The organism is Salinarimonas sp. NSM, from assembly GCF_052380005.1.
Lineage (GTDB): Bacteria > Pseudomonadota > Alphaproteobacteria > Rhizobiales > Beijerinckiaceae > Salinarimonas.
The window spans coordinates 1-22,667 of sequence record NZ_JBQTCJ010000071.1 but is presented as its reverse complement, the minus strand read 5'-3'; the positions used below and the strand labels follow the sequence as shown (position 1 = coordinate 22,667).

Sequence of the window (22,667 nt, the reverse complement as noted above, 5' to 3'; positions counted from 1 at the left end):
GGCCGGAGCGTCCGGAGCGGCGGGTGATTCGGACGGAGCCGGAGCGGCCTCTGCGGCACGGGCCTGCGTCTCCGCCGCCTGCCGGGAGGACTCCTGTCGGGCACGCTCCTCCGCCTCGCGGCGGGCGCGCTCCTCCGCCTCGCGGGCCTTGGCCTCGGCCTCGGCGCGGGCGCGATCCTCGGCCTCGCGGCGGCGGGCGTCCTCCTGGCGGCGACGCTCCTCCTCCTCGCGCCGACGGGCGTCGAGCAGGGCGGCGGCGCGGGCGTCCCGCTCGCTCTCCGAGAGCGAGCGCAGCACCTGCGCGCCGGGACGCGTCGGGGTGCCCGGGCGTGCGGGCTTCGCCGACGGCGCCTGCGGCGCGGCGGGCTTGGCGGCCGGTGCCGCCTCCTTCGCCTCCGCTGGCGGACGGGTGCCGCGCTTGCGCTCGACGACGACCTGCTTGGTGCGCCCGTGCGAGAAGCTCTGACGCACCGTGCCCTGCTCGATGCGAGGCTTGATGCTCAGGGTCTTCTGCGGCGCTTGCAGCGTCTTGTCGCCCGGGGTCTTGGTATCACTCATTCCGCTCACGATCCTGCGGGTTCGTCTCGTCGTCGAGGCCGGCGCCCTCGGGGTCGAGGGGCGCGGCGTTCATGGCGATGGTTCCGCGATAGACGCATAGCCGCCGCCAGCGCTCCAGGAAGATGCGACTTCCGGCGCCCGCGACGAGGGCTGCATGTATCACATGAGACCGTCCCAAAGCCAAATCCAAATCGTCGACGGACAGCTCCGTCACGACCGGAATCCGCTCCGCGGTCTCACCCAGGCGCCGTCGCAGCGCCTGAGCGATCTTCCTCTTGCCGTCGTCCGCCGCCTCCGAGGCGTGGACGAGGCAGGCGATGGTCTTCGAGCCGACGGTCTTCACCACCGTGTCGAAGCCCGTCACGACCCGCCCCGCCTTGTTGGCGAGGGCGAGCCCCTGGCGGAGGTTCTCCACGAGCGCTGCGTCGAGCGTCGCGGCGAGGTCCTCCGGGACGGTGACGGCGGCCTTGAGCCCCCGCGCGAAGAGCCGGCGCTTCACCGCGCTCTCCACCGCCTCTCGCCTGGCCGAGACCCACACGCCCCGGCCGGGCAGCTTTCCTTTCAGGTCCGGAAGCACCACGCCGTCTGGCGCGGCGACGAACCGGATCAGCTCGTCGGGCGAGCGGACCTCGCGGGTGGCGACGCAGGTGCGCTGCGGCACGTGACGGCTCGCCCGTCCGGCGCCCGCGGTCTCCCGCCGGCTCTCACCCTCGCTTCGCGTCACGCCCGCGTCGTCCTCTCTCGCTCGCCTCAGCTCGGATGCGTCTCGGCGTCGCCCTCGCCGGCGGGAGCCTCGCCCGCGTCGGCGCCGCCCTCGGCCTCGACGCCCTCGTCGTGGTCACCCTCGGTGGCGTCGCCCTCGGCGTACTCCTCCTCGGCGTACGCCTCCTCCGGAACCTCTTCTTCCGCCGGCGGCTCGATCCAGCCCGCACGCACGCGCGCGTCCATGATCATCGCCTCGGCGTCGGCCCGCGACAGCTCGAAGCCGTCGAGGAAGCCCGGATGGCGCTTGGCCTCGGCGCCGCGGCCCTCGGTGTAGCCGACGAGATCGTCGGTTGCGCAGCCCGCGAGATCCTCGATCGACTTGACGTCGTTCTGGCCCAGCGCGACCAGCATGCCGCTGGTGACGCCCACCACCTCGCGCACCTCGTCGTCGACGCCCAGCTCGATGCGCTTGGCCTCGTTCTCGGCCTCGATCTTCTCCAGATGCTCGTTGGCGCGCATCTGGATCTCCTGTGCGGTCTCCTCGTCGAAGCCCTCGATCGAGGCGATCTCGCCGAGGTCGACGTAGGCGATCTCCTCGATGGTGCGGAAGCCCTCGGAGGCGAGGAGCTGGCCCACGACCTCGTCGACGTCGAGCGCCTCCATGAACAGGTTCGTGCGCTCCACGAACTCCTTCTGGCGCCGCTCGCTCTCCTCGGCCTCGGTGAGGATGTCGATGTCCCAGCCGGTGAGCTGGGAGGCGAGGCGCACGTTCTGGCCGCGCCGGCCGATGGCGAGCGAGAGCTGCTCGTCGGGGACGACGACCTCGATGCGCTCGGCGTCCTCGTCGAGCACGACCTTGACCACCTCGGCGGGCTGGAGCGCGTTGACGATGAAGGTCGCCTCGTCCTGGCTCCAGGGAATGATGTCGATCTTCTCGCCCTGCAGCTCGCCGACGACCGCCTGCACGCGCGAGCCGCGCATGCCGACGCAGGCGCCGACGGGGTCGATCGACGAATCGCGCGAGATCACCGCGATCTTGGCGCGCGAGCCCGGATCGCGGGCCACCGCGCGGACCTCGACGATGCCGTCGTAGATCTCCGGCACTTCCTGGCCGAAGAGCTTGGCCATGAACTGCGGATGCGTGCGCGACAGGAAGATCTGCGGCCCGCGGGTCTCGCGGCGGACGTCGTAGAGGTAGGCGCGCACCCGGTCGCCGGGGCGGAAGGTCTCGCGCGGGATCAGCTCGTCGCGGCGGATGATCGCTTCGGCGCGACCGAGGTCGACGATGACGTTGCCGTACTCCACGCGCTTGACGAGGCCGTTGACGATCTCGCCGACCCGGTCCTTGAACTCGTCGTACTGGCGGTCGCGCTCGGCGTCGCGCACCTTCTGCACGATCACCTGCTTGGCCGACTGGGCGGCGATGCGGCCGAAGTCGAAGGGCGGCAGGCCTTCCGCGATGAAGTCGCCGACCATCGCGGCGGGGTTCTTGCGGCGGGCCTCGTGGAGCGTGATCTCGGTGGCGTCGTTCTCCACCTGCTCGACCACCTGCAGGAGCCGAGAGAGCGCGATCTCGCCGGTCTTCGGGTTGATCTCGGCGCGCACCTCGGTCTCGCTGCCGTAGCGGGAACGGGCCGCCTTCTGGATGGCGTCCTCCATCGCGGCGAGCACGATCTGGCGATCGATCACCTTCTCGCGGGCGACCGCGTCGGCGATCTGCAAGAGCTCGAGCCTGTTGGCGCTGACGGCCATGGTCCTGTCACTCCTTCGGGGAGGGATGGTTGTCGTTGTCCTCGGTCGCGTCCGGGGCGTCGGGCTCCTCGCCCTCCTCGGCGCTCTCGATGGTCTCGTCCGCGCCCTCGGCCGAGGGCGCCGTTCCGCGCCTGAGCGATTCGCGGACGAGGTCGTCGGTCAGCATGAGCCGCGCCTCGCCGATGTCGTCGAGCGGCAGCCGCGCAAGCGGGTCGACGCCGTCGGGAACGTCCGGAAGGAGGATCAGCGCGTGCTCGTCCTCGATGCCCTGCACGAGCCCGCGGAAGCGCTTGCGCGCCCCCACCGGCCGGGCCATCTCGACCTTCGCCTCGTGGCCGGTCCAGCGGATGAAGTCCGCCGGCCGCACCAGCGGCCGGTCGATGCCCGGCGAGGAGACCTCGAGATTGTAGGCCGTTGTAACGGGATCGTCGACGTCGAGCGCCGGCGAGATCGCCCGGCTCACCGTCTCGCAATCGTCCACGCCCATCGTGCCGTCGGGCCGCTCGGCCATGACCTGGACCGTGCAGCCGTTCTGGCTCGAGATCTTCACGCGCACCAGCCGGTAGCCGAGATCCTCGATCACGGGCTCGACGATCGCCGCCACGCGGGCGGCGAGGCCGGTCTCGGCGATCAGGCGCTCTTCCAGCCGGTCCTGAAGTCGGTCGTGCATGCGATCCGCCACGGCGGCACGTTTCCTCGTCGTCGGGAGCGCGCCCGTCGTCGCGGGCATCGCTCGTAATGGCTCTCGTCCACGGCACGTGCCGCAGCGGCCCCGGCGAACCCGCGTCCAATATGAGAAAGGAGCGGACCCGGTCAGGGTCCACTCCCGCGAGGCGACGCTCTCACGCCGCTACCAGAGCTGACAGGGAGGCATATACGCGCCTGCGGCGGCGGATTCAAGTGCGCCCGCGGTCGGGATCGATCCGGACGATGCGCTGACCCCTGCGCTCACCTCGGCGTTCACCCCGCCACCCGCAGCGTCGATCCGGCCGCTTCGCGCCCCCGCTCCGCCAGGAGCCGCCGCACCGCCTCCGGCGCCACCCGCACCACCTCCTCCAGGGGCGCGGGGCGGGCGACGAGGAAGCCCTGGACCTCGTCGCAGCCGCGTTCCATCAGGCGCAGGAGCTGGTCTCGCGTCTCCACGCCCTCGGCGACGACGCGCACGCCCAGGCCTTCCGAGAGCCGCAGCACCGATTGCACGATGTGCCAGGCGCTCTCGTCCGCGCCCATGCCGTGGACGAAGGAGCGGTCGATCTTGATCGTGTCGAAGGGAAAGCGCGTCAGGTAGGACAGCGACGAATAGCCCGTGCCGAAATCGTCGAGGGCGATGCGCACGCCCGCGCGCTCCAGCGTCTGGAGGATGGCGATCGCCCGCTTGTCGTCGTCGACGAGGACGCTCTCCGTGATCTCGAGCTCGAGCCGCTCCGGCGGCAGGCCGGCGTCCTCGAGCGCGCCGAGCACGGTGTCGAGGAAGTCCGGGTCGCGGAACTGGCGCGGGCTCACGTTGACGCTGATCGACGCGTCGGGGAAGGCGTCCGCGCCGGCGCGGCAGGCCTCGCGCAGGACGAAGGCGCCGATCGGGACGATCAGCCCCGTGTCCTCGGCGACGGGGATGAAGTCGGCGGGCGCGATCGCGCCGTCCTCGCCGTGCGTCCAGCGCAGCAGCGCCTCGTAGGAGACGATGACGCCCTCCGCGAGGGAGAGCCGCGGCTGCCAGTGGAGCGCGAGCTCGCCACGGTCGAGGGCGCCGGAGAGCGCCGCCTCGATCCGCTGGCGCCGGCGCTGGGCCTCGCCCATGCCGGGCTCGTACGCCTTCCAGCCGTTGCGACCGGCGTTCTTGGCGACGTAGAGCGCGGTGTCCGCCTGCTGGAACAGGCTCGTCGCGTCCGCGCCGTGGTCGGGGAACAGCGCGATGCCGATGGAGGCGCAGGGGCGGATCTCCTGGCCGCTCGGCAGCAGCACGGGCTTGGCGATCTCGCGCAGGATGCGATGGGCGAGGTCCGTCGCCTGCGCGGCGAGCACGACGCCCGCCTGCACGACGGCGAACTCGTCGCCGCCGAGCCGCGCGGCGCAGTCGCCCTCCCGGCACAGCGCCCGCAGCCGGCTCGCCACCGCGACGATGACGGCGTCGCCCGCGGGGTGGCCCCACAGGTCGTTGATGTCCTTGAAGCGGTCGAGGTCGACGAGGAGCAGCGCCGCGCCCGTCGTCGCCTCCACCCCATGGGCGACGCGCTTCGCCAGCTCGCGGTTGAAGAGCGTGCGGTTGGGCAGGTCGGTGAGGGGGTCGTGGAGCGCGAGGTGGTAGATGCGGGCCTCCGCCTCGCGCCGCTCGCGCAGGTCGGCGATGGCGAGGACCTGCGCCTGCGCCCCGTTGACCATGATGGCGCGGCGGCGGATCTCGACGGGCACGAAGGCACCGCCCGCGCCGCGCACCCGCAGCTCGCAGGGCGGACCCTCGGGCGTCTCGAGCGCGAGGCGCAGTTCCGGCCAGTCCGCGCCCGCGACCAGCTCGCGCAGCGGCGTGCCCCGCAGCGTCTGGGCCGGCCGGCCGAAGAGCGCGTGCGCCGAGCCGTTGGCGTCGGCGACGACGCCGTCGCGGACGATGACGATGCCCTCGAAGGTCGCGTCCGCGAGTGCCGTGAGCCGCGCCGCCTCCTCCCGCGCCCGCCGCCGCTCGGTCTCGTCGCCGCGCCGCGCCTCCGCCGTCTGGAGCGTGTCCATCAGGCGGTTGAACAGCTCGGTGAGACTCTGGGCGTCGTCGCCGTCGACGACGGGCAGGCGCGCCGCGAGGTCGATGTCGCCGCGCACGAGGGACTGCATGGCGTCCTCGACGTGACCGGTGCCGAGCCGCGTCGCGTGCTCGGCGAGGTTCAGGCCCGCCGCCTCGTCGGCGGCGTCGACGCGCAGCGGCACGACGCGCCCGAGCGCGCCGAGGACGAGGAAGGCGATGCCGAAAGCCCAGGCCGCGTTCACGCCGACGCCGATCGCCTGGATGCCGAGCTGCGTCCAGGCGTCGCCCGCCGGCAGCGCCGCGGCCGGCGCGAGGAGCGCGAGCGCCAGCGTGCCGAAGACGCCGGCGGCGCCGTGTACCCCGACCGCGCCCACGACGTCGTCGACCCGAAGCCGCGTCTCCAGGAGCCGGTTCGCCTCGTTGGCGACGATCCCGCCGAGGAAGCCCACGAGCATCGCCGCGCCGGGGGTGAGCAGATGGCAGCCGGCGGTGACGGCGACGAGGCCGCCGACGACACCGTTGATCGGCCGCTCCGGCGGCAGGCGCCCGTCGCGCGTCCAGCCGGCGACGTAGCCGCCCGCGCCGCCGGCCGCGCCGGCGAGCACCGTGTTGAGCACGATTCCCATCACCGCCGGCGAGGCCTCGAGGGTCGAGCCGCCGTTGAAGCCGATCCAGCCCACGAACAGCACGAGCGCGCCGGCCGCCGACAGGACCGGGCTGTGCCCCGCGATCCGCACCGGCCGCCCGGCGGCGTCGAAGCGCCCCGCCCGCGGGCCGAGCGCGAGGCAGGCGGCGAGGGCGATCCAGGCGCCCGTCGCGTGCACCACCGTCGCGCCGGCGAAGTCGACGAAGCCGAGATCGGCGAGCCAGGCGCCGGACGCGGGCGCGAGCGCGCTCCCCCAGGCCCAGTGCACGAAGACCGGGTAGATCAGCGCGGCCGTCACCAGCGCGCAGGCGACGTAGGCGGACAGCCGCATGCGCTCGGCCACCGCGCCGGCGACGATCGTCGCCGCCGTGCCGCAGAACATCACCTGGAAGACGAAGAAGCCCACCTCCTCCGGGCGCAGGTCCGCCAGCAGCACGAAGCGCGGCTCGGCCCCCACCGGCGCGAGGCTCGCCGAGGCGCCGAAGGCCAGCGCGAAGCCGATCCCGGCGAAGGCGAGGGTGGCGAAGACGAAATCGAGCAGGTTCTTCTGCGCGACGTTGACGGCGTTCTTGGTGCGCACCGCGCCGGCCTCGAGCAGCATGAAGCCGATCTGCATCAGGAAGACCAGCGCCGCCGCGGTCAGCACCCAGGTCGCGTCGAGCCGCCCGGCGAGGTCGACGGGTGCGGCCGCGGCCGGCGTCGCCCAAATAACGGGCAAAATGATGCCGAGATGAGCAGATCGAACGACTGGACGCTGCATGGCGGAATTCCGTTTTCGGCGCGCTCGACAATGTCGCCCGACGCACCTTAACGCTGGGTTTGTCTTCCGATGCTTGGGGTGCGCGCCGCACTTCCCGAACGGAATGCCCCGTGCGAAACCGCACGCGCCTGCGGCATTGCGCCCTCGCCCTCAACACATCGCTTACGAAAGGCCATTAAGGTCCGCGCGTTACGGCCATCCGGACGGCCGGCGCCCGGGATCCCTGCTCGATGGACATGCTCACCTCGCTCGTGTCGGACGTGGAGGACGCCGTCGCCAACGGTGACCCGAACCGGCGCGTCGAGACGCTGCGACGCATGACGGATCTCTTCATCGAGCAGGCGCCGCACCTCGCCGACCTGCACGTCGCCGTCTTCGACGAGGTGATCCTGCGGCTCGCGCGGGGCATCGAGTTCCGCGTGCGCGTCGAGCTCTCCGAGCGGCTGGCCGATCTCGTCAACGCCCCCGAGGGCGTGCTGCGCGACCTCGCCTTCGACGACGAGATCGCGGTGGCCCGCCCCGTGCTCGAGCGCGCCGCGCGGCTCGGCGAGGACGATCTCGCCGAGGTCGCGGCCAGCAAGAGCCAGGAGCATCTCCTCGCGCTCACGCGCCGCGTGCGCCTGTCCGAGCGCATCACCGAGATCCTGGTCGACCGCGGCGACGCGCGCGTGGTCTGCGCGGTGGCCGGCAACGAGGGGGCGGCGCTCTCCGACCGCTCGCTGTCGTGCCTCGTCGAGAAGGCCCGCGGCGACGAGGGCCTGCAGAGCCAGCTCCAGGCGCGGGCGAGCCTCGGCAACGAGCAGCTCCAGCAGCTCGTCGCCATCGCCCGCGAGAAGGCGCGCGTGTCGATGCGCGCGGCGTTGGGGGGCCTCGACGGGCTCTCCATCGACGCCGCCGCCTTCGACGACGCGGTGGACGGCGCCGCCGAGGACGTGGCGCGCACCTCGAGCTACAAGGCGCTCGTCGACGACTTCGCCGACGCGGCGCGGATCGTCACGGAATGCGCCGGCTCCGGCGCGCTCGACGAGGAGACCATCGCCGGCTGGGCCCGCGACGGGCGCATCGAGGAAGCGCTCGCGGCCATCGCCCACCTCGCGCACGTGCCGACGACGGTGGTGGCGCGCGCCTTCCACTCGAATCACTACGACCCGCTGCTCTTCATCCTGCGCTCGCTGCGCTTCGGCTGGTCGACGTTCAAGACCTTCCTCGTCGCCAAGGCGGGGCGCGACCTCACCGAGGAGGTCCACCGCTCGGCCTTCGCCGCCTTCCAGCAGCTCTCGGTCTCGACGGCGCAACGTATCGTGCGCTTCACGGCGATGCGCGAGCGCACGCTCGAGGCCGAGGCGCTCTGACGCCGCGGACACCGGCGCGCTCAGCGCACGCCGGCGAGGATCTGCAGGGCGAAGAGCCCGAACACGCCCGCGAAGACTATGTCGACGCCGCGCAGCACCCGCGGGCGTGTCTTCGCGAGCGCGACCACCTCGTCCGCCGCCAGGATCGCGAGCGCCGCCAGCGGAGCCGAGAGCGCGACGAACCACAGCCCCAGGAAGACGAGCTTCTCGGCCGCGTGCGGATCGCCGGCGGCGACGAACTGGGGGAGGAAGCCGACGAAGAAAAGGATCACCTTCGGGTTCGACAGGTTGATCCCCACGCCGAGCAGCCAGGTCGCGCGCAGCGACGCCGGCGCGGGCCCGCCCGGCCGCAGGCTGAGCGCCGAGCCGTTGCGCAGGGCGTCCCAGGCCATCCAGAGCAGGTAGAGGCCACCGACGATCTTCACCGCGCCGAAGGCCGCGGGCGAGGCGGCGAGCAGCGCCGAGAGGCCGAGCGCGGCGAGCAGCGTGTGCACGAGCGCGCCGGTGAAGGCGCCGAGCATCGCCGCCATGCCGCTGGCGCGCCCGCCCTGCACCGTCTTCGAGAGGAACAGGCTCATGTCCGGCCCCGGCGTGACGAAGAGCACGAGGCAGGCGCCGGAGAACAGGAGCAGCGTGTGGAGGTCGGGCAGGAAGGTGAGGCTGGACGACATGGTCGACGCGGGTCGGATGGGAGGCGTCGGACGACGCCGCGGGACGATGCGCCCGGCGCGCACGCCACGCCAGCGGCGCGCCGCGCAGGGCAGCAATTCCCAAGCGGCATGCCTCGCCGCCCCGTCCCTCGCCCACGGGCCGATCCGGTCGGCGGGACGACGGGCGCGTCAGCGCGGCCCGAAGCCGACGATGCGGCGCACCGCGTCCATGGTCTCGGCGGCGATCTCGGAGGCCTTGCGCGCGCCCTCGGCGAGCAGCGCGTCGATGTGGCCCGGATCGGCGGACAGCCGGCGCATCTCCGCGGTGATCGGCGCCAGGCGATCCACGGCGACGTCGACGAGGGCCGACTTGAAGGTCGAGAAGTTGGCGCCGCCGAACTCCGCGAGCACCGCCTCGCGCGGCACGTCCCGGAGCGCGGCGTAGATGCCGACCAGGTTGTCCGCCTCCGGTCGCCCGGCGAGGCCCGCGGCCTCGCTCGGCAGCGGCTCGGGATCGGTCTTGGCCTTGCGCACCTTCTGCGCGATGGCGTCGGCGTCGTCGGTGAGGTTGATGCGCGAGTAGTCCGACGGATCGGACTTCGACATCTTCTTCGTGCCGTCGCGCAGGCTCATGACGCGGGTCGCCGGGCCCTGGATCATCGGCTCGGGCAGCGGGAAGAACGTCTCGCCGAAGCCGTGCTCCGCGATCGAGCCGGCGAAATCGTTGTTGAACTTCTGCGCGATGTCGCGGGTGAGCTCGAGATGCTGCTTCTGGTCCTCGCCCACCGGCACGTGGGTGCCCTTGTAGAGCAGGATGTCGGCGGCCATCAGGGTGGGATAGGCGAACAGGCCCACCGCCGCGTTCTCGCGGTCCTTGCCGGCCTTCTCCTTGAACTGCGTCATCCGGTTGAGCCAGCCCATCCGCGCGACGCAGTTGAACACCCAGGCGAGCTCGGCGTGCTGGTGGACGCGGGACTGGTTGAACAGGATCGAGCGCGCCGGGTCGATGCCGCAGGCGATGTAGGCGGCCGCGACCTCGCGGATGTTCGCCTCGAGCGCCTTGGGTTCCTGCGGCATGGTGATGGCGTGGAGATCCACGACGCAATAGATGCAGTCGTGAGTATCCTGCATGCGCACCCAGTTGACCATCGCGCCGAGATAGTTGCCGAGATGGAGGGTGTGCGTCGGCTGCATGCCGGAGAACACCCTGTCCTTGAACTGCGTCATCGTCTCGCCCTCGGGCCGGCCCCGCGCGGGGTGCGCGTCTCGCGCGGGGCTGTAGCGGCTGGGGGACGGTGAGGCAAGGGGGACGGCTGCGGCCCGCCGTCAGGCCGCGAGCCGCCTCGCCGCCCCGGCAAGCGTCTCCTCGATGCCGACCCGCCCGCGCGTGAGCGGCACGTCGCCCGACATCGTCACCACGCCGGAGCCGATTCCGTCGTACATCTGCGCCATCAGCGCGGACGCCTGCGGGCGCAGGCCGGCCTGCCGGAAGATGCCCTCCCAGGCCTCGCGCGGGGGCGCCACCGGCGTGACGGCGCGCCCGAGGACGCGCGCCGCGGCGGCCGCGACCTCGATGGGGGTGTAGTCCTGCGGCCCGGCGAGCTCGATCACCCCGGGCGCGGCCTCGGCCAGCAGCGTCTCGGCGGCCACGCGGCCGATGTCGGAGGTCGCGACCATGCGCTGGGGGCGGTCGAGGTCGAGCATCGAGGGGAGGACGCCCTCCGCCACCGCGAGCGGGAGGACCTGGAGCCAGTTCTCCTGGAAGTACGCCGCGCGCAGGAACGTGAGCCGCGTCGGCGCGCCCGCGAGGATCGTCTCGACCGCGTGCAGGCTGCGGATCACGCCGGTATCCTCCGGCACCTGCGCCCCCTCCGAGGACAGGAACAAGAGCCGCGCGGGATGGGCCCGCTCGATCGCCGCGCGGGTGGCACGGCCGACCGAGGCGACGGCGCCGACGAAGTCCTCAGCCGCGTAGGCCGGCGGCGCGAGCACGTAGGCGCCCGTGACGCCCTCCATGGCGGCGGCGAGGTCGTCCGCCGAGGTCGCGTCGCCGCGCACGAGGGCGACGCCGCGGGCGGCCCAGGGCGCGGCCCGGTCGAGGTCGCGCACCAGCGCGCGGACGGGGGCGCCGGCGGCGAGCAGGGTCTCGGCGACGGCGGCGCCGGTGTTGCCGGTAAGCCCGGTGACGAGGAACATGGGGTCTCCTTAGCTAGGGTCTCGAGGCGTGGCGCGCGGAGCGGGGCGCCGCGTGCCGATGACGGGGACCCTACGGACGGCACTTGCATGCGTCCAATGCATCGTCGATATCTTCATCATGCGCGAGACGAATTTACGCGGAATCGACCTCAACCTCCTCGTCCTGCTCGACCACCTGATCGCCGAGCGCAACGTCACGCGCGCGGCTGCGGCGGCGAACCTCAGCCAGCCGGCGATGAGCCGTGCGCTCGGTCGGCTGCGGGCGTTGCTCCACGACCCGATCCTGGTGCGCGGCGCCGACGGCCTCGTGCCCACCGCCCGCGCCCTGACGCTCCAGCCGGCGCTCGCGCGCACGCTCGCCGACGTGCGCGACCTGCTCGCGCCCGACGCCTTCGAGCCGGCGCAGTGGCGCGGACGGGTCGTGATCTCGGCGACGGACCACCAGACCATCATCCTCCTGCCGGAGGTGATCGCGCGCCTCGCCCGCGAGGCGCCGGGGCTCGACCTCGACGTCACGCCGCTGCGCGCCCGCGAGCTCGATGCCCTGCGCGACGGGCGCACGCACCTGAGCTTCGGCGTCGCCGAGGCCCCGCTGCCGCCGGGCCTGCTGCGGCGGGCGCTCTACGAGGACCGCTTCGTCACGGTGATGCGCCGCGAACATCCGGCCGCGGCGGGCGCGTGGACAGCCGCGGACTTCGCGGAGCTCGACCACGTCCTCGTCACGGTCCTCGGCGAGGGCCGCGGCTTCCTCGACGACCAGCTTGCGCGGCGCGGGCTCGCCCGCCGCCTCGCGCTGCGGCTGCCGCATTTCTACGCCGCGATGGAGGTCGTCGCCCGCTCGGACCGGGTCGTCACCCTCCCCCGCACGCTCGCCATCCGCTTCGCGGCGGGCCTCGACCTCGCCGTGCGCGAGCCCCCGGTCGACGAGACGCGCTTCACGCCGACCCTGATCTGGTCGGAGGTGCACGACGCCGACCCCGCCATGCGCTGGCTGCGCGACCTCATCGCCGAGGAGGCGGCGCGCACGCCGGGCGCGACGGCACTGGCGCAGGCGCGCGCGACCTCGGCCTGATGCGGACGCCCGGCGGCGCGCACCCACGCCCGGCTTCACTTTTCTTCACGTCGCCCGCGAATACGCGACACGTGACGGGCGCATCGTCTCCCCATCGCAGCCGACCGCGCTGCTCCCCCGAGGAGACGAGACGATGACGACGACCCCGAACGAGACGAAGACCCCCACCGGCTCCCGCTTCTCCCGCGGCCTCCTCGCCGCCACCGTCGCCGTGCTCGGCGTCGGCGCGATCGGCGCCGGCTTCGCGGTGGCGCAGGACGCGCCGATGCTGCGCCGGGCGGCCGGCGACGGACCGCGCGCGGAGATGATGCAGGCCCGCTTCGGCGAGGACCGCGGCCGCATGGCCGAGTTCATGGAGTGGCGCCTCGAGCGCACGCTCGAGGGGGTCGACGCCAGCCCCGAGCAAGTCGAGCGGATCAAGGCGATCGCCGAGGAGGCCCGCGCCGAGATCGCGCCGCTGATGCGCGGCTTCCGCGACACCCGCGAGGACCTCGCCGAGATCCTGGGCGCCGGCACGATCGACCGCGCCGCCGCCGAGACCCTGCGCGCCGAGCGCCTCGCCGCCATGGACACCGCCTCCGCCCGCGGCCTCGAGGCCCTCCTCGACGCGGCCGAGGTGCTGGAGCCCGAGCAGCGCGCCGAGCTGATCGAGGAGATGGGCGAGCGCCGACGCGGCTGGGGCCGTTGGTGATAGACTGAGCCGGATGACTTCTGGAAGAGGACCGCAGCACCGATGCCGGACGAGATCCTGATCGTCGACGACGACGTGCGCCTGTCGGGCATGCTGCGGGACTATCTCGACCAGAACGGCTTCCCCTCCCGCGCGGCCGCGACCGCGCGGGAGGGGCTCGCCGAGATCGCGCGGCGCCCGCCCGCGGCCGTCGTGCTCGACGTGATGCTGCCGGACCTCGACGGCTTCGAGACGCTGCGGCGCATCCGCGCCGCCTCCGACGTCCCCGTCGTCATGCTCACCGCCAAGGGCGACGAGACCGACCGGATCGTCGGCCTCGAGATCGGCGCGGACGACTACATCCCCAAGCCCTTCAACCCGCGCGAGCTGCTCGCGCGCTTGAAGGCGGTGCTGCGCCGTCGTAACGGCGGGGGCGGCCAGGCCGGCCCGCCGCCTCTGCGCTTCGGGCGGCTCGAGGTCGACCGCGGCGCCCGCCAGGTGCGCGTCGACGGCGGCGAGCGCACACTCACCTCCTACCAGTTCGACCTCCTCGCCGCGCTCGCCGAGAACGCCGGGCGCGTGCTCTCGCGCGAGCAGCTGATGGACCTCGTGCGCGGCGCCGAACTCGAGGCCTTCGACCGCTCGATCGACGTCCACGTCTCGCGCATCCGCGCGGCGATCGAGGACGACCCGAAGCACCCCCGCCGCGTCCTGACGGTGCGCGGGGCGGGCTACGTCTTCGCGCGCGTGCAGGACGAGGGGGCGTGATGGCGCGCCTCTCCGCATTCGTGCGCCGCCCGCGCGGCCTCTCCCTGTTCTGGAAGATCTACCTCACGGTCGTCGCGGCGGTGCTCGTCGTCGCGGTCGCGGGCGCGATCGTGTTCCGGATCAACGCCGCCAACGAGCGCGGGCCCTGGGCCGAGCGCGGGCGCACGTTCTTCGCGCGCACCCTGCCCGCCGAGGATCCCGGCCCGGCGCTCGCGCGCCTGTCCGACGCGCTCGGCGCCGACCTCGCCCTGCGCGCCCCCGACGGGCGGCTCATCGCCGGCGACCCGGGGCTCGACCTCGCGCGCCGAGTGCTCGTCTTCACCCTGCCCGACGGGCGGGTGGTGCAGGCGCGCTTCGGGCGCGACGATCCCGCGGGCGGAGACGAGGACGACGGCCGCAACCCGCTCGTCCCCATCGCGATCATCGCGATCCTGATCGCGCTCGTCGCCTATCCGGTCGTGGGCCACCTCACGCGGCGGCTGGAGCGCCTACGCGTGGGGGTCGAGGCCTGGGGGGCGGGCGATCTCTCGGTGCGCGTGGGTCTCGCCGGGGGCGACGAGGTCGCGGCGGTCGCCCGCAGCTTCGACGCGGCCGCCGAGACGGTGGAGCGCCTCGTCGCCTCGCATACGGCGCTCCTCGCCAACGCCAGCCACGAGCTGCGCTCGCCGCTCGCGCGCCTGCGCATGGCGATCGACCTGTGGCGCGAGGACCCGCGCCCGGCGCTCGAGCGCGAGATCGTGACGAGCCTCTCCGAGCTCGACGCGCTCGTCGAGGAGATCCTGATGGCGAGCCGGCTCGAGCACGTCGCGGGCCTCGAGCGGATCGAGCCCGTCGACATGCTGGCGCTGGCGGCCGAGGAGGGCGCGCGCGTCGATGCGCTCGTCGAGGGCGAGGCGGTGGAAATCCCGGGCGATCCGCGGCTCCTGCGCAGGCTCGTGCGCAACCTCTTCCAGAACGCCGCGCGCCACGGTGCCCCGCCGATCGAGGCCCGCGTCGCGGCCCGCGCGGGCGGCGGCGCGGTGATCAGCGTGCGCGACCACGGCCCGGGCCTGCCCGACGGCGAGAGCGAGCGGGTGTTCGAGGCCTTCTACCGCCCCGCGGGCCGCGCGGAGGCGGCGGGCGGCTGGGGGCTCGGCCTGTCGCTCGTGCGCCAGATCGCACGCCGGCACGGCGGCGACGTGCTTGCGGTGCGGCCGGAGGGCGGCGGGGCGATGTTCGTGGTGGAGGTGGGGGGCGCGGGGTCGAGGGGGTGAGGCGGCGGTGCGTTCGAAGGAGCGACCGCCGCCGAGCGATCGATGCCATCGGACGCCCTTCTTCGATTCCATCGCGTCAGTTTTGGAGCAGCAGATCGACGGCGGCTCGAACCTGGGGGTCGTCGCTCGCGGGATCCTCGCGCAGGCCGGGCTCGAAGCCGCTTCGGGGCCCCGGAACGACGATGTCCGGCTTCCAGGTCCGATCGATATGCGTTCCCACTGGGGTGAATGCATTCACGATGCGGGTGTCGAACAGTACGATCTGGCCGGAGGCCAGGGGGCTTTCTCCCATGACCGTCGCCGCCTCGAGATCATGAAATGCTCGAGCCACCAGCTGTGCCGCTCGCCCGGTATCCGCATTCACGAGAACTACCATTGGACGATCTTCGAGCGGTCCGCCGCGCCGAGCATTGAATCGCTGCCGGTGCGCCGCATAGGGTACTTCGAACGATGCGATCTCTCCGCGTTCGAGGAAATCGTCGGCGAGCGCGATCGCCGCCTCGGCGTCCGCGCCTGTTGTCCCGCGCAAGTCGAGCAAGATTCCCGCGAGCCCGTCATCCAAGCCGCGATCGATGATCTGGTCGAGCGCTGGCAGGACCAGCTCGTATGTGCCCCAATCGAGCGACGAGATATGCAAGTATGCGACACGGTTCCGCACCGACCAATGAACCTCGCCGAGCGCGGGAGTGGAGCCCCGCTCACGCCGACGCGCCATGTACGCATCGCGGGCTGAACGCAACTCTCTCAACTGGCGCAGCGCTTCGGAATCTGCCGTCGCACGAACTCCCGTGTCCGCACCTACCGCCTGCGCGAGCATCTCGGAATCAGAGCGACTTACATCGGCGACAGGTTGAGCCAACGCCGGCCAGCTGAGAAGCACGAATGCCGCCGCAGTGGGTGCCGTCGCAATGGACGTCACCGCTCGTCTCACGAAGCTGCCCTTCATGCGTTCCACCAGCGCAAGCCGTAGCCCTGCATCGGAGAGTGAGCAGGCGGCACGTCACAGTCAAGCTCGCACGCTTCGTGCACCGGTTTCAGCCGCGTCAAGCAGCGTCGCAGACGTGCTGAGTTTCGCTTCGAATGAGCATGATCGAAGGCGGAAGCCAGCGCAGCTCGGAACGGTTCCCGTCGACGCGCAGGCACGCAAGCCCTGTCCCCGGCGGGGAGCGGCGCTGAGGTCGCGGCGGGCGGTGTCGGCTCAGGTGGGACGCGGTGTCCCCGGGGTGGCGCGAAGGCCGGTACCAGTGCGTGATGCGAAACGATCGGAAGGAAGACGTCGGGAGCAACTTCGGGACCGACCGAAACGGCCGGCAGGCACGGATGAGAAAGCGTGGATCAGGCGAACATGTAGCCGAGGAAACGCTTGGAATCGATCGGGTCGTAGCCCAGCCGCCCGCGCAGCTTCTTGCGCAGCTTGGAGATGTGGCTCTCGACCACCGCCTCGTCGACGTTCTCGTTGAAGACGCCGTAGACGGCCGAGAAGATCTGCTCGCGCTGGACGCGCTTGCCCTTGTTCTTGAACAGGTACTCGAGGATGCGCCGCTCGCGCCGCGGCAGGGCCAGCACCTCTCCGCGCACGATCGGGTCGCGGCCGTCGAAGAAGACCTCGAGATCGTGCTCGACCGGCGCCGCGGCGCTCTCCTCCGGGCGGGCCTGCGCCCGACGGTTGAAGGCGCCGACCCGGGCCATGATCTCCTTGACGTGCACGGGCTTGCGCACGACGTCGTCGACGCCCGCGGCGAACAGCCCGAGCGTCTGCTCCAGGCAATGCGTGTCGTTCATGGCGATCACGGGCGCCTTGCAGCGGCTCTTGACGAGGCGCGGCAGCGTCTCGCGGGCGCTGCAATCGCCGATCAGGATCGCCTCGACGGCGCCGAGATCCTCCTCGGCGGCGCCGGCGATCCAGTCGTTGAAGTCGGACGGGTCGAACCCGACGGCGGACACGCCTTCCCGGTCGAATCCGGATCGGTAACCCGTGGTGACCAGCTCTCGTTCGTCGACGATGATGTACACGACAGTACCCCCGTTGTATCGGACACCATACGGATAAATCCGAAGATTTGTTGCGGCAACGCTTAAGTGGGCGCACACCGCAGGCAATCGTCGTCACCGTCAAGGGGGGGTTACTCGCCGTGGGACGAATCCGAATTCAAATTAGCGACGATTCGCGTGCGTTGGTAAGACACCGTTAATCAGCGCGAATACTACAAAAATTCAACGAAATCCCGCGAGATCTCCTCACGTCTCCGGCCCGAACGCACCCGCCCGCGCCAGCGTCGCGATCGCCTCCGCGTCGAGCCCGAGCACCTCGGCGAGCACCGCGTCGCGATCCGCGCCCAGAGGCGGCGGTGCCCTGTCGTAGGACACGGGGGTGGCGCGGAGCTTGAGCGGGTTGCCGAGGAGCGAGAGGACCTCCCCGTCCACGACGGGCGAGGGCATCTCGATGACCATTCCGCGCGCGCGGGTGTGGGGGTCGGCGAGCGCCTCGGGGACGCTCGCGACGGGCCCGGCCGGAACCTGCGCCGCCTCGAGCCGCGCGCCCCAGCCGGCGACCGTGTCTCCCACGATGATCGGGTCGAGCAGGGCATTGAGCGCGTCGAGCTGCGCGAGGCGGCCGGCGTTCGTCGCGAAGCGCGGGTCCTGCGCCAGGTCCGGCACGCCGAGCGCGGCGCAGAAGCGGCGGAACTGCGCGTCGTTGCCGACCGCGACCACGAGGTGCCCGTCCGCGGCGCGATAGGTCTGGTAGGGCGCGATGTTCGGGTGGCGGTTGCCCAGCCGCCGCGGCGCCCGGCCGGAGACGAGCGTGTTGGTCGCGGCGTTCACGAGCCAGGAGATCTGCGTGTCGTAGAGCGAGACCTCGAGGAACTGCCCCTCGCCCGTGGCGTCCCGGTGGCGCAGCGCGGCGAGGATGCCCACCACCGCGTACATGCCGCACATCAGGTCTGAGATGCCAACCCCGACCTTCATCGGCTCGCCGTCCGGCTCGCCGGTGATGCTCATGATCCCGCCCATGGCCTGGACGAGGAAGTCGTAGCCGATCCGCTCGGCATAGGGCCCGTCGTGGCCGAAGCCGGTGATCGAGCACCAGACGAGATCCGGCTTGACCGCCCGCAGGTCCTCGTAGCCGAGCCCGCGGCGGGCTAGGTCGCCGGGCTTGTAGTTCTCGATCACCACGTCCGCCCGCGCCGCGAGGTCGCGCACGAGGCCCGCCCCCGCCTCGCTCGCGAGATCGATCGCGATCGAGCGCTTGTTGCGGTTGGCGGCGAGGAAGTAGGCGGAGAGGTCGCTCGGCGCGCCGGTCTCGTCGGGGACGAAGGGGGGGCCCCACGCCCGCGTGTCGTCGCCGCTGCCCGGGCGCTCGACCTTGATCACGCGGGCGCCGAGGTCCCCCATCAGCTGCGTCGCGCTCGGGCCGGCGAGAACGCGGGTGAGGTCGAGGATGGTGAGGCCCGCGAGGCTGCGCGGCGAGCCGGGGACGGGGGCGGCGGGGGCGGCGGGGGCGGCATCGACCATGGGTATCTCGCTCGGCGGGAACGGCACGCACCGGCATAGCTCGTGCCGCGCAGGCGGGGAAGCGCGCATCCACCCTTCCGCCTCGCGCGCATGGGGCGTACAGTCGCCGGCGCGACGAGGCGGGCCGGGGAAATGCCATGACGATGGGGTCGGACGGGGCGACGAGGCGGGCGCGGAGAGCCGGGCGGTTCGCCGGGACATGTGCGGTGATCGGGGTCGTCGCCGGCCTCGCGGCCGCTACGGCCGTCGCCCGCGACGCCGGTCCGGGCTTCGTCTGGGGCGACGATTCGAGCTCCTTCGCGAACGACGGCGAGTGCGACGACCCACGCTTCACCGGCGCGGGCATGGCCAAGCTCGCCGTCGACGAGAACCGCGGTGCCGACGCGAGCGACTGCCGGCGCCTGTTCGAGGCGGGGACGATCGACCTGGTCGCCGCAGCGACCGCCGGCCCGGAGACGACCATCGACTTCGGCGACGATTCGGGCCGCTGGGCGAACGACGGCGAGTGCGAGGACCCGCGTTTCGAAGGCGAGGGCATGGCGGCGTTCCTCCTCGAGCAGGACCGCATGCGAGACGCGAGCGACTGCCGCCGCCTCTTCGAGGAGGGCGCCATCACCTTGCGCGGTGCCGAGCCGGAAACGGCGGCGGACGCGGCCCCGGCGGATGCGGCCATCGTCGATTTCGGGGACGACACGGGCCGGTGGCCCGACGACGGCGAATGCGACGACCCGCGCTTCACGGGCGAGGGCATGGCCGCCGCGCCCTTCGACGAGGAGCGGATGCGCGACGCGACGGACTGCCGCCGCCTGTTCGAGGAGGGCGCGATCGCCCTGCGCGACGACGACGTCCCCCCGACGCCCGTCTCCGGCGCCGGCATCGACTTCGGCGACGACACCGGCCGCTGGCCGAACGACGGCGAATGCGACGACCCGCGCTTCGAGGGGCAGGGCATGGCCGCCCAGCCCCGCCCGCAGGAGCGTCGCCGCGACGCCACCGACTGCCTGCGCCTGTTCGAGGCGGGCTCCGTCACGCTGCGCGCGGACGACGCCGAGCCGACGCCGCAATCCGCCGAGGGCATCGACTTCGGCGACGATTCCGGCCGCTGGCCCAACGACGACGAATGCGACGACCCGCGCTTCACCGGCCCGGGGATGGCCGGCACGCCGACGGACGAGGAGATGATGCGCGACGCGAGCGATTGCCGCGCGCTCTTCGAGGCGGGATACCTGTCCCGCAGCACGAGCCCGCGCTACGGCACGCCCGCGGCGAAGCAGCCGCCGGTCGACGCGATCGCCTTCGGAGACGATTCCGGCGCCTGGCCGAAGGACGGGGAATGCGACGACCCGCGCTTCGTCGGCGCAGGCATGGCCTGGGAGGTCCAGGAGGAGACCACCCTGCGGGACGCCAGCGACTGCCGGCGGCTCTACGTCGACGGCGGGATCGCCCTCGCCGCGACCGACGCCGACGCGCCGAGCGTCCCCGCACCGGGCGGTCCGCGCACGAACCCGCGCTCCTCCGCCGCGCCGGCGTCGGACGCGCTCGCGGGCATCGACTTCGGCGCCGACACGAGCCGCTTCGCCAGCGACGGCGAGTGCGACGATCCGCGCTTCGAGGGCGAGGGCATGGCCGCCGTCCCCCTCGACGAGGACCGGATGGCGGACGCGAGCGATTGCCGGGCGCTGTTCGCGCAGGGGCGCATTCGCCTGCGCGAGTGAGGCCGCGCATCTTCCCGCACGGGTCCTCCGACCCCATCTCGGACGGCGATGCCCCGTCTCCTGACCTACAACGTTCATTCCTTCACCGGCACCGACCGTCGCCGCGAACCCGAGCGCATCGAGGCCGTGATCCGCGACAGCGGCGCGCGGATCGTGGCGCTCCAGGAGGTGCGCTGGAGCGCGCGGTCCGAGGGCGCGCACGCGCTGATGACGCTCGCGCGCAATCTCGGCATGGCCTGGCACTTCCAGCGGACCGCGACCTTCGCCGGCGAGCAGTTCGGGCTCGCCGTCCTCTCCGACCTGCCGATGCGCCTCGTGAAGAGCGGCGGGCTGCCGCGGCTCGGCCCGGCCCTGCCGGAGCGGCGCTCCGCCCTGTGGGTCGAGGTCGAGACCGGATCGGGGCCGCTCCAGGTGATCTGCACGCACCTCGCTGTGCTCAGCGCCCGCGATCGCATGGCCCAGGCGCAGGCGCTGCTCGGTCCGGACTGGCTCGGCGGCACGCCCGGCCCCGCGGTGCTGATGGGCGACCTCAACGCCGGCCTGCGCTCGGCCGCCTACAAGCGCCTCGCCGCGGCCCTCGACTGCGCCCGTTCGGGCAGCGCCGAGCGCCACGCCACCTTCCCCTCCTGGATGCCGCTGACGCGGATCGACCACATCATGGGGGCGAACGGCGCGCGGCTCGCGAATCCGCAGGCCCTGCGCACGGCGACGAGCCGGGTGGCCTCGGACCACCTGCCCTTCGCGGCGGAGCTGGTCTCGCTCGGCTGACGACGCCGTCGCGGCCGACGCGCCCCCTCACTGGATGACCAGGTCCGCCTGCAGCGCCCCCGCCGACTTGATCGCCTGGAGGATCGCGATGATCCCCGCGGGCCTCAGGCCGATCTGGTTGAGCCCGGCCACCAGCGTCTGGAGCGAGGAGCCCTGGATGATGGCCAGCCGGCCTTCGCCTTCCTGGACCTCGACGCGGGTGTCGGGGAGGACGACCGTCTGGCCATTGGAGAAGGGCGGGGGCTGGGAGGCCACCGGCAGCTCGGTGACGCGCACCGTGAGGTTGCCGTGGGTGACGGCCACCGTCGAGATCCGCACGTCCGCGCCGATGACGACCGTCCCCGTGCGCTCGTCGATGACGACGCGCGCGGGCGTGTCCGGGGTCACGACCAGGTCGCCGAGCTCGGCGAGGAAGCGGACCGGGCTCACGTCCGGCGGGTTCACCACGAGCACCGAGCGGTAGTCCCGCTCGTAGGCCCCGCGCCCGCCGAAGCGCGCCTGGGTGTAGACGTTGATGGCGTCGGCGATGCGCACCGCGGTGCGGAAGTCCGGGTTCCGCAGCTCGAGGATGAGCGAGCGCATGTTGCCGAAATGGTCGGGCAGCTCGCGCTCGACCAGCGCGCCGTTGGGCACGCGGCCCACCGTCGGCACGCCCTGCGTGACGACCTCGGCCTCGCCCGCCGCCGAGAAGCCGGTGACGGCCACGGGACCCTGCGCCACCGCGTAGATCTGCCCGTCCGCCCCCATCAGCGGCGTGATCACCAGCGTGCCGCCGAGCAGCGAGCGCGCGTCGCCGAGCGCCGAGACCGTGACGTCGATGCGCGAGCCGCGGCCGATGAAGGGCGGCAGCTCGGAGGTCACCACCACGGCGGCGACGTTGCGCGCACGCAGCTGGTCGGCGCCGACGTTGACGCCCATCCGGTCGAGCATCGAGGTCAGCGACTGCTCGGTGAAGGGCGCGTTGCGCAGCGTGTCGCCGGTGTTGGCGAGGCCCACCACGAGCCCGTAGCCGACGAGCTGGTTCTCGCGCATGCCCTTGAGGGTGGTGATGTCCTTGATGCGCGTGACCCCGCCGGGGAACGCGTCGGCGCGGGCGGCGGTGGAGAGCGCGGGCGCGAGCGTGCTCGACGCGGCCATGGCGAGCGCGAGGAGGAGCGAGGCGGCGCGGCGCATCACGGGCTCCCCACGCGCAGCGAGCCGTCGTCCTGCACGACGCCGACGATGACGAGGCCGGAATCGAGGTTGCGCGCCCGCACCCGGTCCCCCGCCCCGCCGGATTCGAGCGGGGTGACGAGGGTCGAGATCACGAGCCCGTCCGCCTGGAAGACGATCTGCGTCGTCTCCCCGCGCACCACGAGCTTCGCCTCCTCCACCGCGTTCTGCGGCACGACCCGCCCGGGCAGGAGCGTGCGGCGCGCGACCTTGCCGACGAGGGCGCCCGCGTCGCGGACGACCGCGAGCTGGCCGGTGCTCGCGGGGAACGCGCGCTCGACGAGGACCGTCTCCTTGATCGTCTCGCCGGGATAGATCGTGATCGTCGGCACCGGCAGCGTCACGC

Annotated in this window: 20 protein-coding genes; 7 read left to right on the top strand and 13 right to left on the bottom strand. The window is 72.6% G+C overall.

The genetic code is table 11. From position 1 onward, the window contains the following. From ACTZWW_RS19915 to amt, 5 genes are all read right to left on the bottom strand, one after another. Positions 1 to 558: translation initiation factor IF-2 associated domain-containing protein (locus ACTZWW_RS19915; protein WP_444782713.1), on the bottom strand; the 558-nt coding region annotated here is incomplete at its 3' end. Beyond that, positions 551 to 1,282 (bottom strand): RNA-binding protein, encoded by a 732-nt coding sequence (locus tag ACTZWW_RS19910; protein ID WP_444782712.1) that lies wholly within the window; start codon positions 1,280 to 1,282, stop codon positions 551 to 553. The genes ACTZWW_RS19915 and ACTZWW_RS19910, both read right to left, overlap by 8 nt. Positions 1,283 to 1,308: 26 nt before the next feature. After that, positions 1,309 to 3,015, bottom strand: a complete 1,707-nt coding sequence (gene nusA / locus ACTZWW_RS19905) for a transcription termination factor NusA (protein WP_444782711.1) — start codon at positions 3,013 to 3,015, stop codon at positions 1,309 to 1,311. A 7-nt stretch (positions 3,016 to 3,022) separates the two neighbouring features. After that, positions 3,023 to 3,697 carry a ribosome maturation factor RimP gene (gene rimP / locus ACTZWW_RS19900; RefSeq protein ID WP_444782710.1) on the bottom strand — a complete coding sequence of 225 codons (675 nt, stop codon included), beginning with the start codon at positions 3,695 to 3,697 and terminating at the stop codon, positions 3,023 to 3,025. Between the two features lie 278 nt (positions 3,698 to 3,975). After that, positions 3,976 to 7,152 (bottom strand): ammonium transporter, encoded by a 3,177-nt coding sequence (amt, locus tag ACTZWW_RS19895; protein ID WP_444782709.1) that lies wholly within the window; start codon positions 7,150 to 7,152, stop codon positions 3,976 to 3,978. Positions 7,153 to 7,382: 230 nt separating this feature from the next. Between amt and ACTZWW_RS19890 the strand changes: the two genes are divergently transcribed. Beyond that, positions 7,383 to 8,504, top strand: coding sequence for a DUF2336 domain-containing protein (locus tag ACTZWW_RS19890; protein ID WP_444782708.1), 1,122 nt, complete (start codon positions 7,383 to 7,385; stop codon positions 8,502 to 8,504). A 20-nt stretch (positions 8,505 to 8,524) separates the two neighbouring features. Here ACTZWW_RS19890 and ACTZWW_RS19885 read toward each other — a convergent pair whose 3' ends face one another. The 3 genes from ACTZWW_RS19885 to ACTZWW_RS19875 all read right to left on the bottom strand — a co-directional run bounded on the left by ACTZWW_RS19885 (position 8,525) and on the right by ACTZWW_RS19875 (position 11,350). Continuing rightward, entirely contained in the window at positions 8,525 to 9,175 is a 651-nt protein-coding gene (locus ACTZWW_RS19885) for a LysE family translocator (protein WP_444782707.1), read from the bottom strand. Positions 9,176 to 9,343: 168 nt separating this feature from the next. Next, entirely contained in the window at positions 9,344 to 10,381 is a 1,038-nt protein-coding gene (trpS, locus tag ACTZWW_RS19880; protein ID WP_444782706.1) for a tryptophan--tRNA ligase, read from the bottom strand. A gap of 99 nt (positions 10,382 to 10,480) precedes the next feature. Continuing rightward, positions 10,481 to 11,350, bottom strand: a complete 870-nt coding sequence (locus tag ACTZWW_RS19875) for an NmrA family NAD(P)-binding protein (RefSeq protein WP_444782705.1) — start codon at positions 11,348 to 11,350, stop codon at positions 10,481 to 10,483. A 118-nt stretch (positions 11,351 to 11,468) separates the two neighbouring features. Here ACTZWW_RS19875 and ACTZWW_RS19870 point away from each other — a divergent pair, with 118 nt between their 5' ends. The 4 genes from ACTZWW_RS19870 to ACTZWW_RS19855 all read left to right on the top strand — a co-directional run bounded on the left by ACTZWW_RS19870 (position 11,469) and on the right by ACTZWW_RS19855 (position 15,113). Then, complete coding sequence (locus ACTZWW_RS19870; protein ID WP_444782704.1) at positions 11,469 to 12,422, top strand: LysR family transcriptional regulator; 954 nt, start codon at positions 11,469 to 11,471, stop codon at positions 12,420 to 12,422. A 133-nt stretch (positions 12,423 to 12,555) separates the two neighbouring features. Continuing rightward, positions 12,556 to 13,113, top strand: a complete 558-nt coding sequence (locus tag ACTZWW_RS19865; protein WP_444782703.1) for a Spy/CpxP family protein refolding chaperone — start codon at positions 12,556 to 12,558, stop codon at positions 13,111 to 13,113. 42 nt (positions 13,114 to 13,155) lie between these two features. Next, a complete protein-coding gene (locus ACTZWW_RS19860; protein WP_444782702.1) occupies positions 13,156 to 13,860 on the top strand; it encodes a response regulator in 705 nt (234 codons plus the stop codon). After that, positions 13,860 to 15,113: a sensor histidine kinase gene (locus tag ACTZWW_RS19855; protein WP_444782701.1), complete on the top strand. Its 1,254-nt coding sequence runs from the start codon at positions 13,860 to 13,862 to the stop codon at positions 15,111 to 15,113. Before ACTZWW_RS19860 ends, ACTZWW_RS19855 begins: the two co-directional genes overlap by 1 nt. Before the next feature lie 76 nt (positions 15,114 to 15,189). On the opposite strand, the gene ACTZWW_RS19850 is transcribed toward ACTZWW_RS19855, so the two are convergent. The 3 genes from ACTZWW_RS19850 to ACTZWW_RS19840 all read right to left on the bottom strand — a co-directional run bounded on the left by ACTZWW_RS19850 (position 15,190) and on the right by ACTZWW_RS19840 (position 18,626). After that, complete coding sequence (locus tag ACTZWW_RS19850) at positions 15,190 to 16,059, bottom strand: S41 family peptidase (protein ID WP_444782700.1); 870 nt, start codon at positions 16,057 to 16,059, stop codon at positions 15,190 to 15,192. Between the two features lie 389 nt (positions 16,060 to 16,448). After that, the gene (locus tag ACTZWW_RS19845) at positions 16,449 to 17,126 is read right to left on the bottom strand and encodes a response regulator transcription factor (RefSeq protein WP_444782699.1); all 678 of its coding nucleotides are present in this window, start codon (positions 17,124 to 17,126) and stop codon (positions 16,449 to 16,451) included. A gap of 225 nt (positions 17,127 to 17,351) precedes the next feature. Further along, a complete protein-coding gene (locus ACTZWW_RS19840) occupies positions 17,352 to 18,626 on the bottom strand; it encodes a CaiB/BaiF CoA transferase family protein (protein WP_444782698.1) in 1,275 nt (424 codons plus the stop codon). 206 nt (positions 18,627 to 18,832) lie between these two features. Between ACTZWW_RS19840 and ACTZWW_RS19835 the strand changes: the two genes are divergently transcribed. Both ACTZWW_RS19835 and ACTZWW_RS19830 read left to right on the top strand, forming a co-directional pair. Then, positions 18,833 to 20,341, top strand: a complete 1,509-nt coding sequence (locus tag ACTZWW_RS19835) for a hypothetical protein (RefSeq protein ID WP_444782697.1) — start codon at positions 18,833 to 18,835, stop codon at positions 20,339 to 20,341. 48 nt (positions 20,342 to 20,389) lie between these two features. Further along, entirely contained in the window at positions 20,390 to 21,109 is a 720-nt protein-coding gene (locus tag ACTZWW_RS19830; protein WP_444782696.1) for an endonuclease/exonuclease/phosphatase family protein, read from the top strand. Between the two features lie 27 nt (positions 21,110 to 21,136). On the opposite strand, the gene flgI is transcribed toward ACTZWW_RS19830, so the two are convergent. Continuing rightward, positions 21,137 to 22,282, bottom strand: coding sequence for a flagellar basal body P-ring protein FlgI (gene flgI / locus ACTZWW_RS19825; RefSeq protein WP_444782695.1), 1,146 nt, complete (start codon positions 22,280 to 22,282; stop codon positions 21,137 to 21,139). Further along, positions 22,282 to 22,667 (bottom strand): flagellar basal body P-ring formation chaperone FlgA (flgA, locus tag ACTZWW_RS19820; protein ID WP_444782694.1); only part of this gene is annotated, 386 nt, incomplete at its 5' end. The genes flgA and flgI, both read right to left, overlap by 1 nt.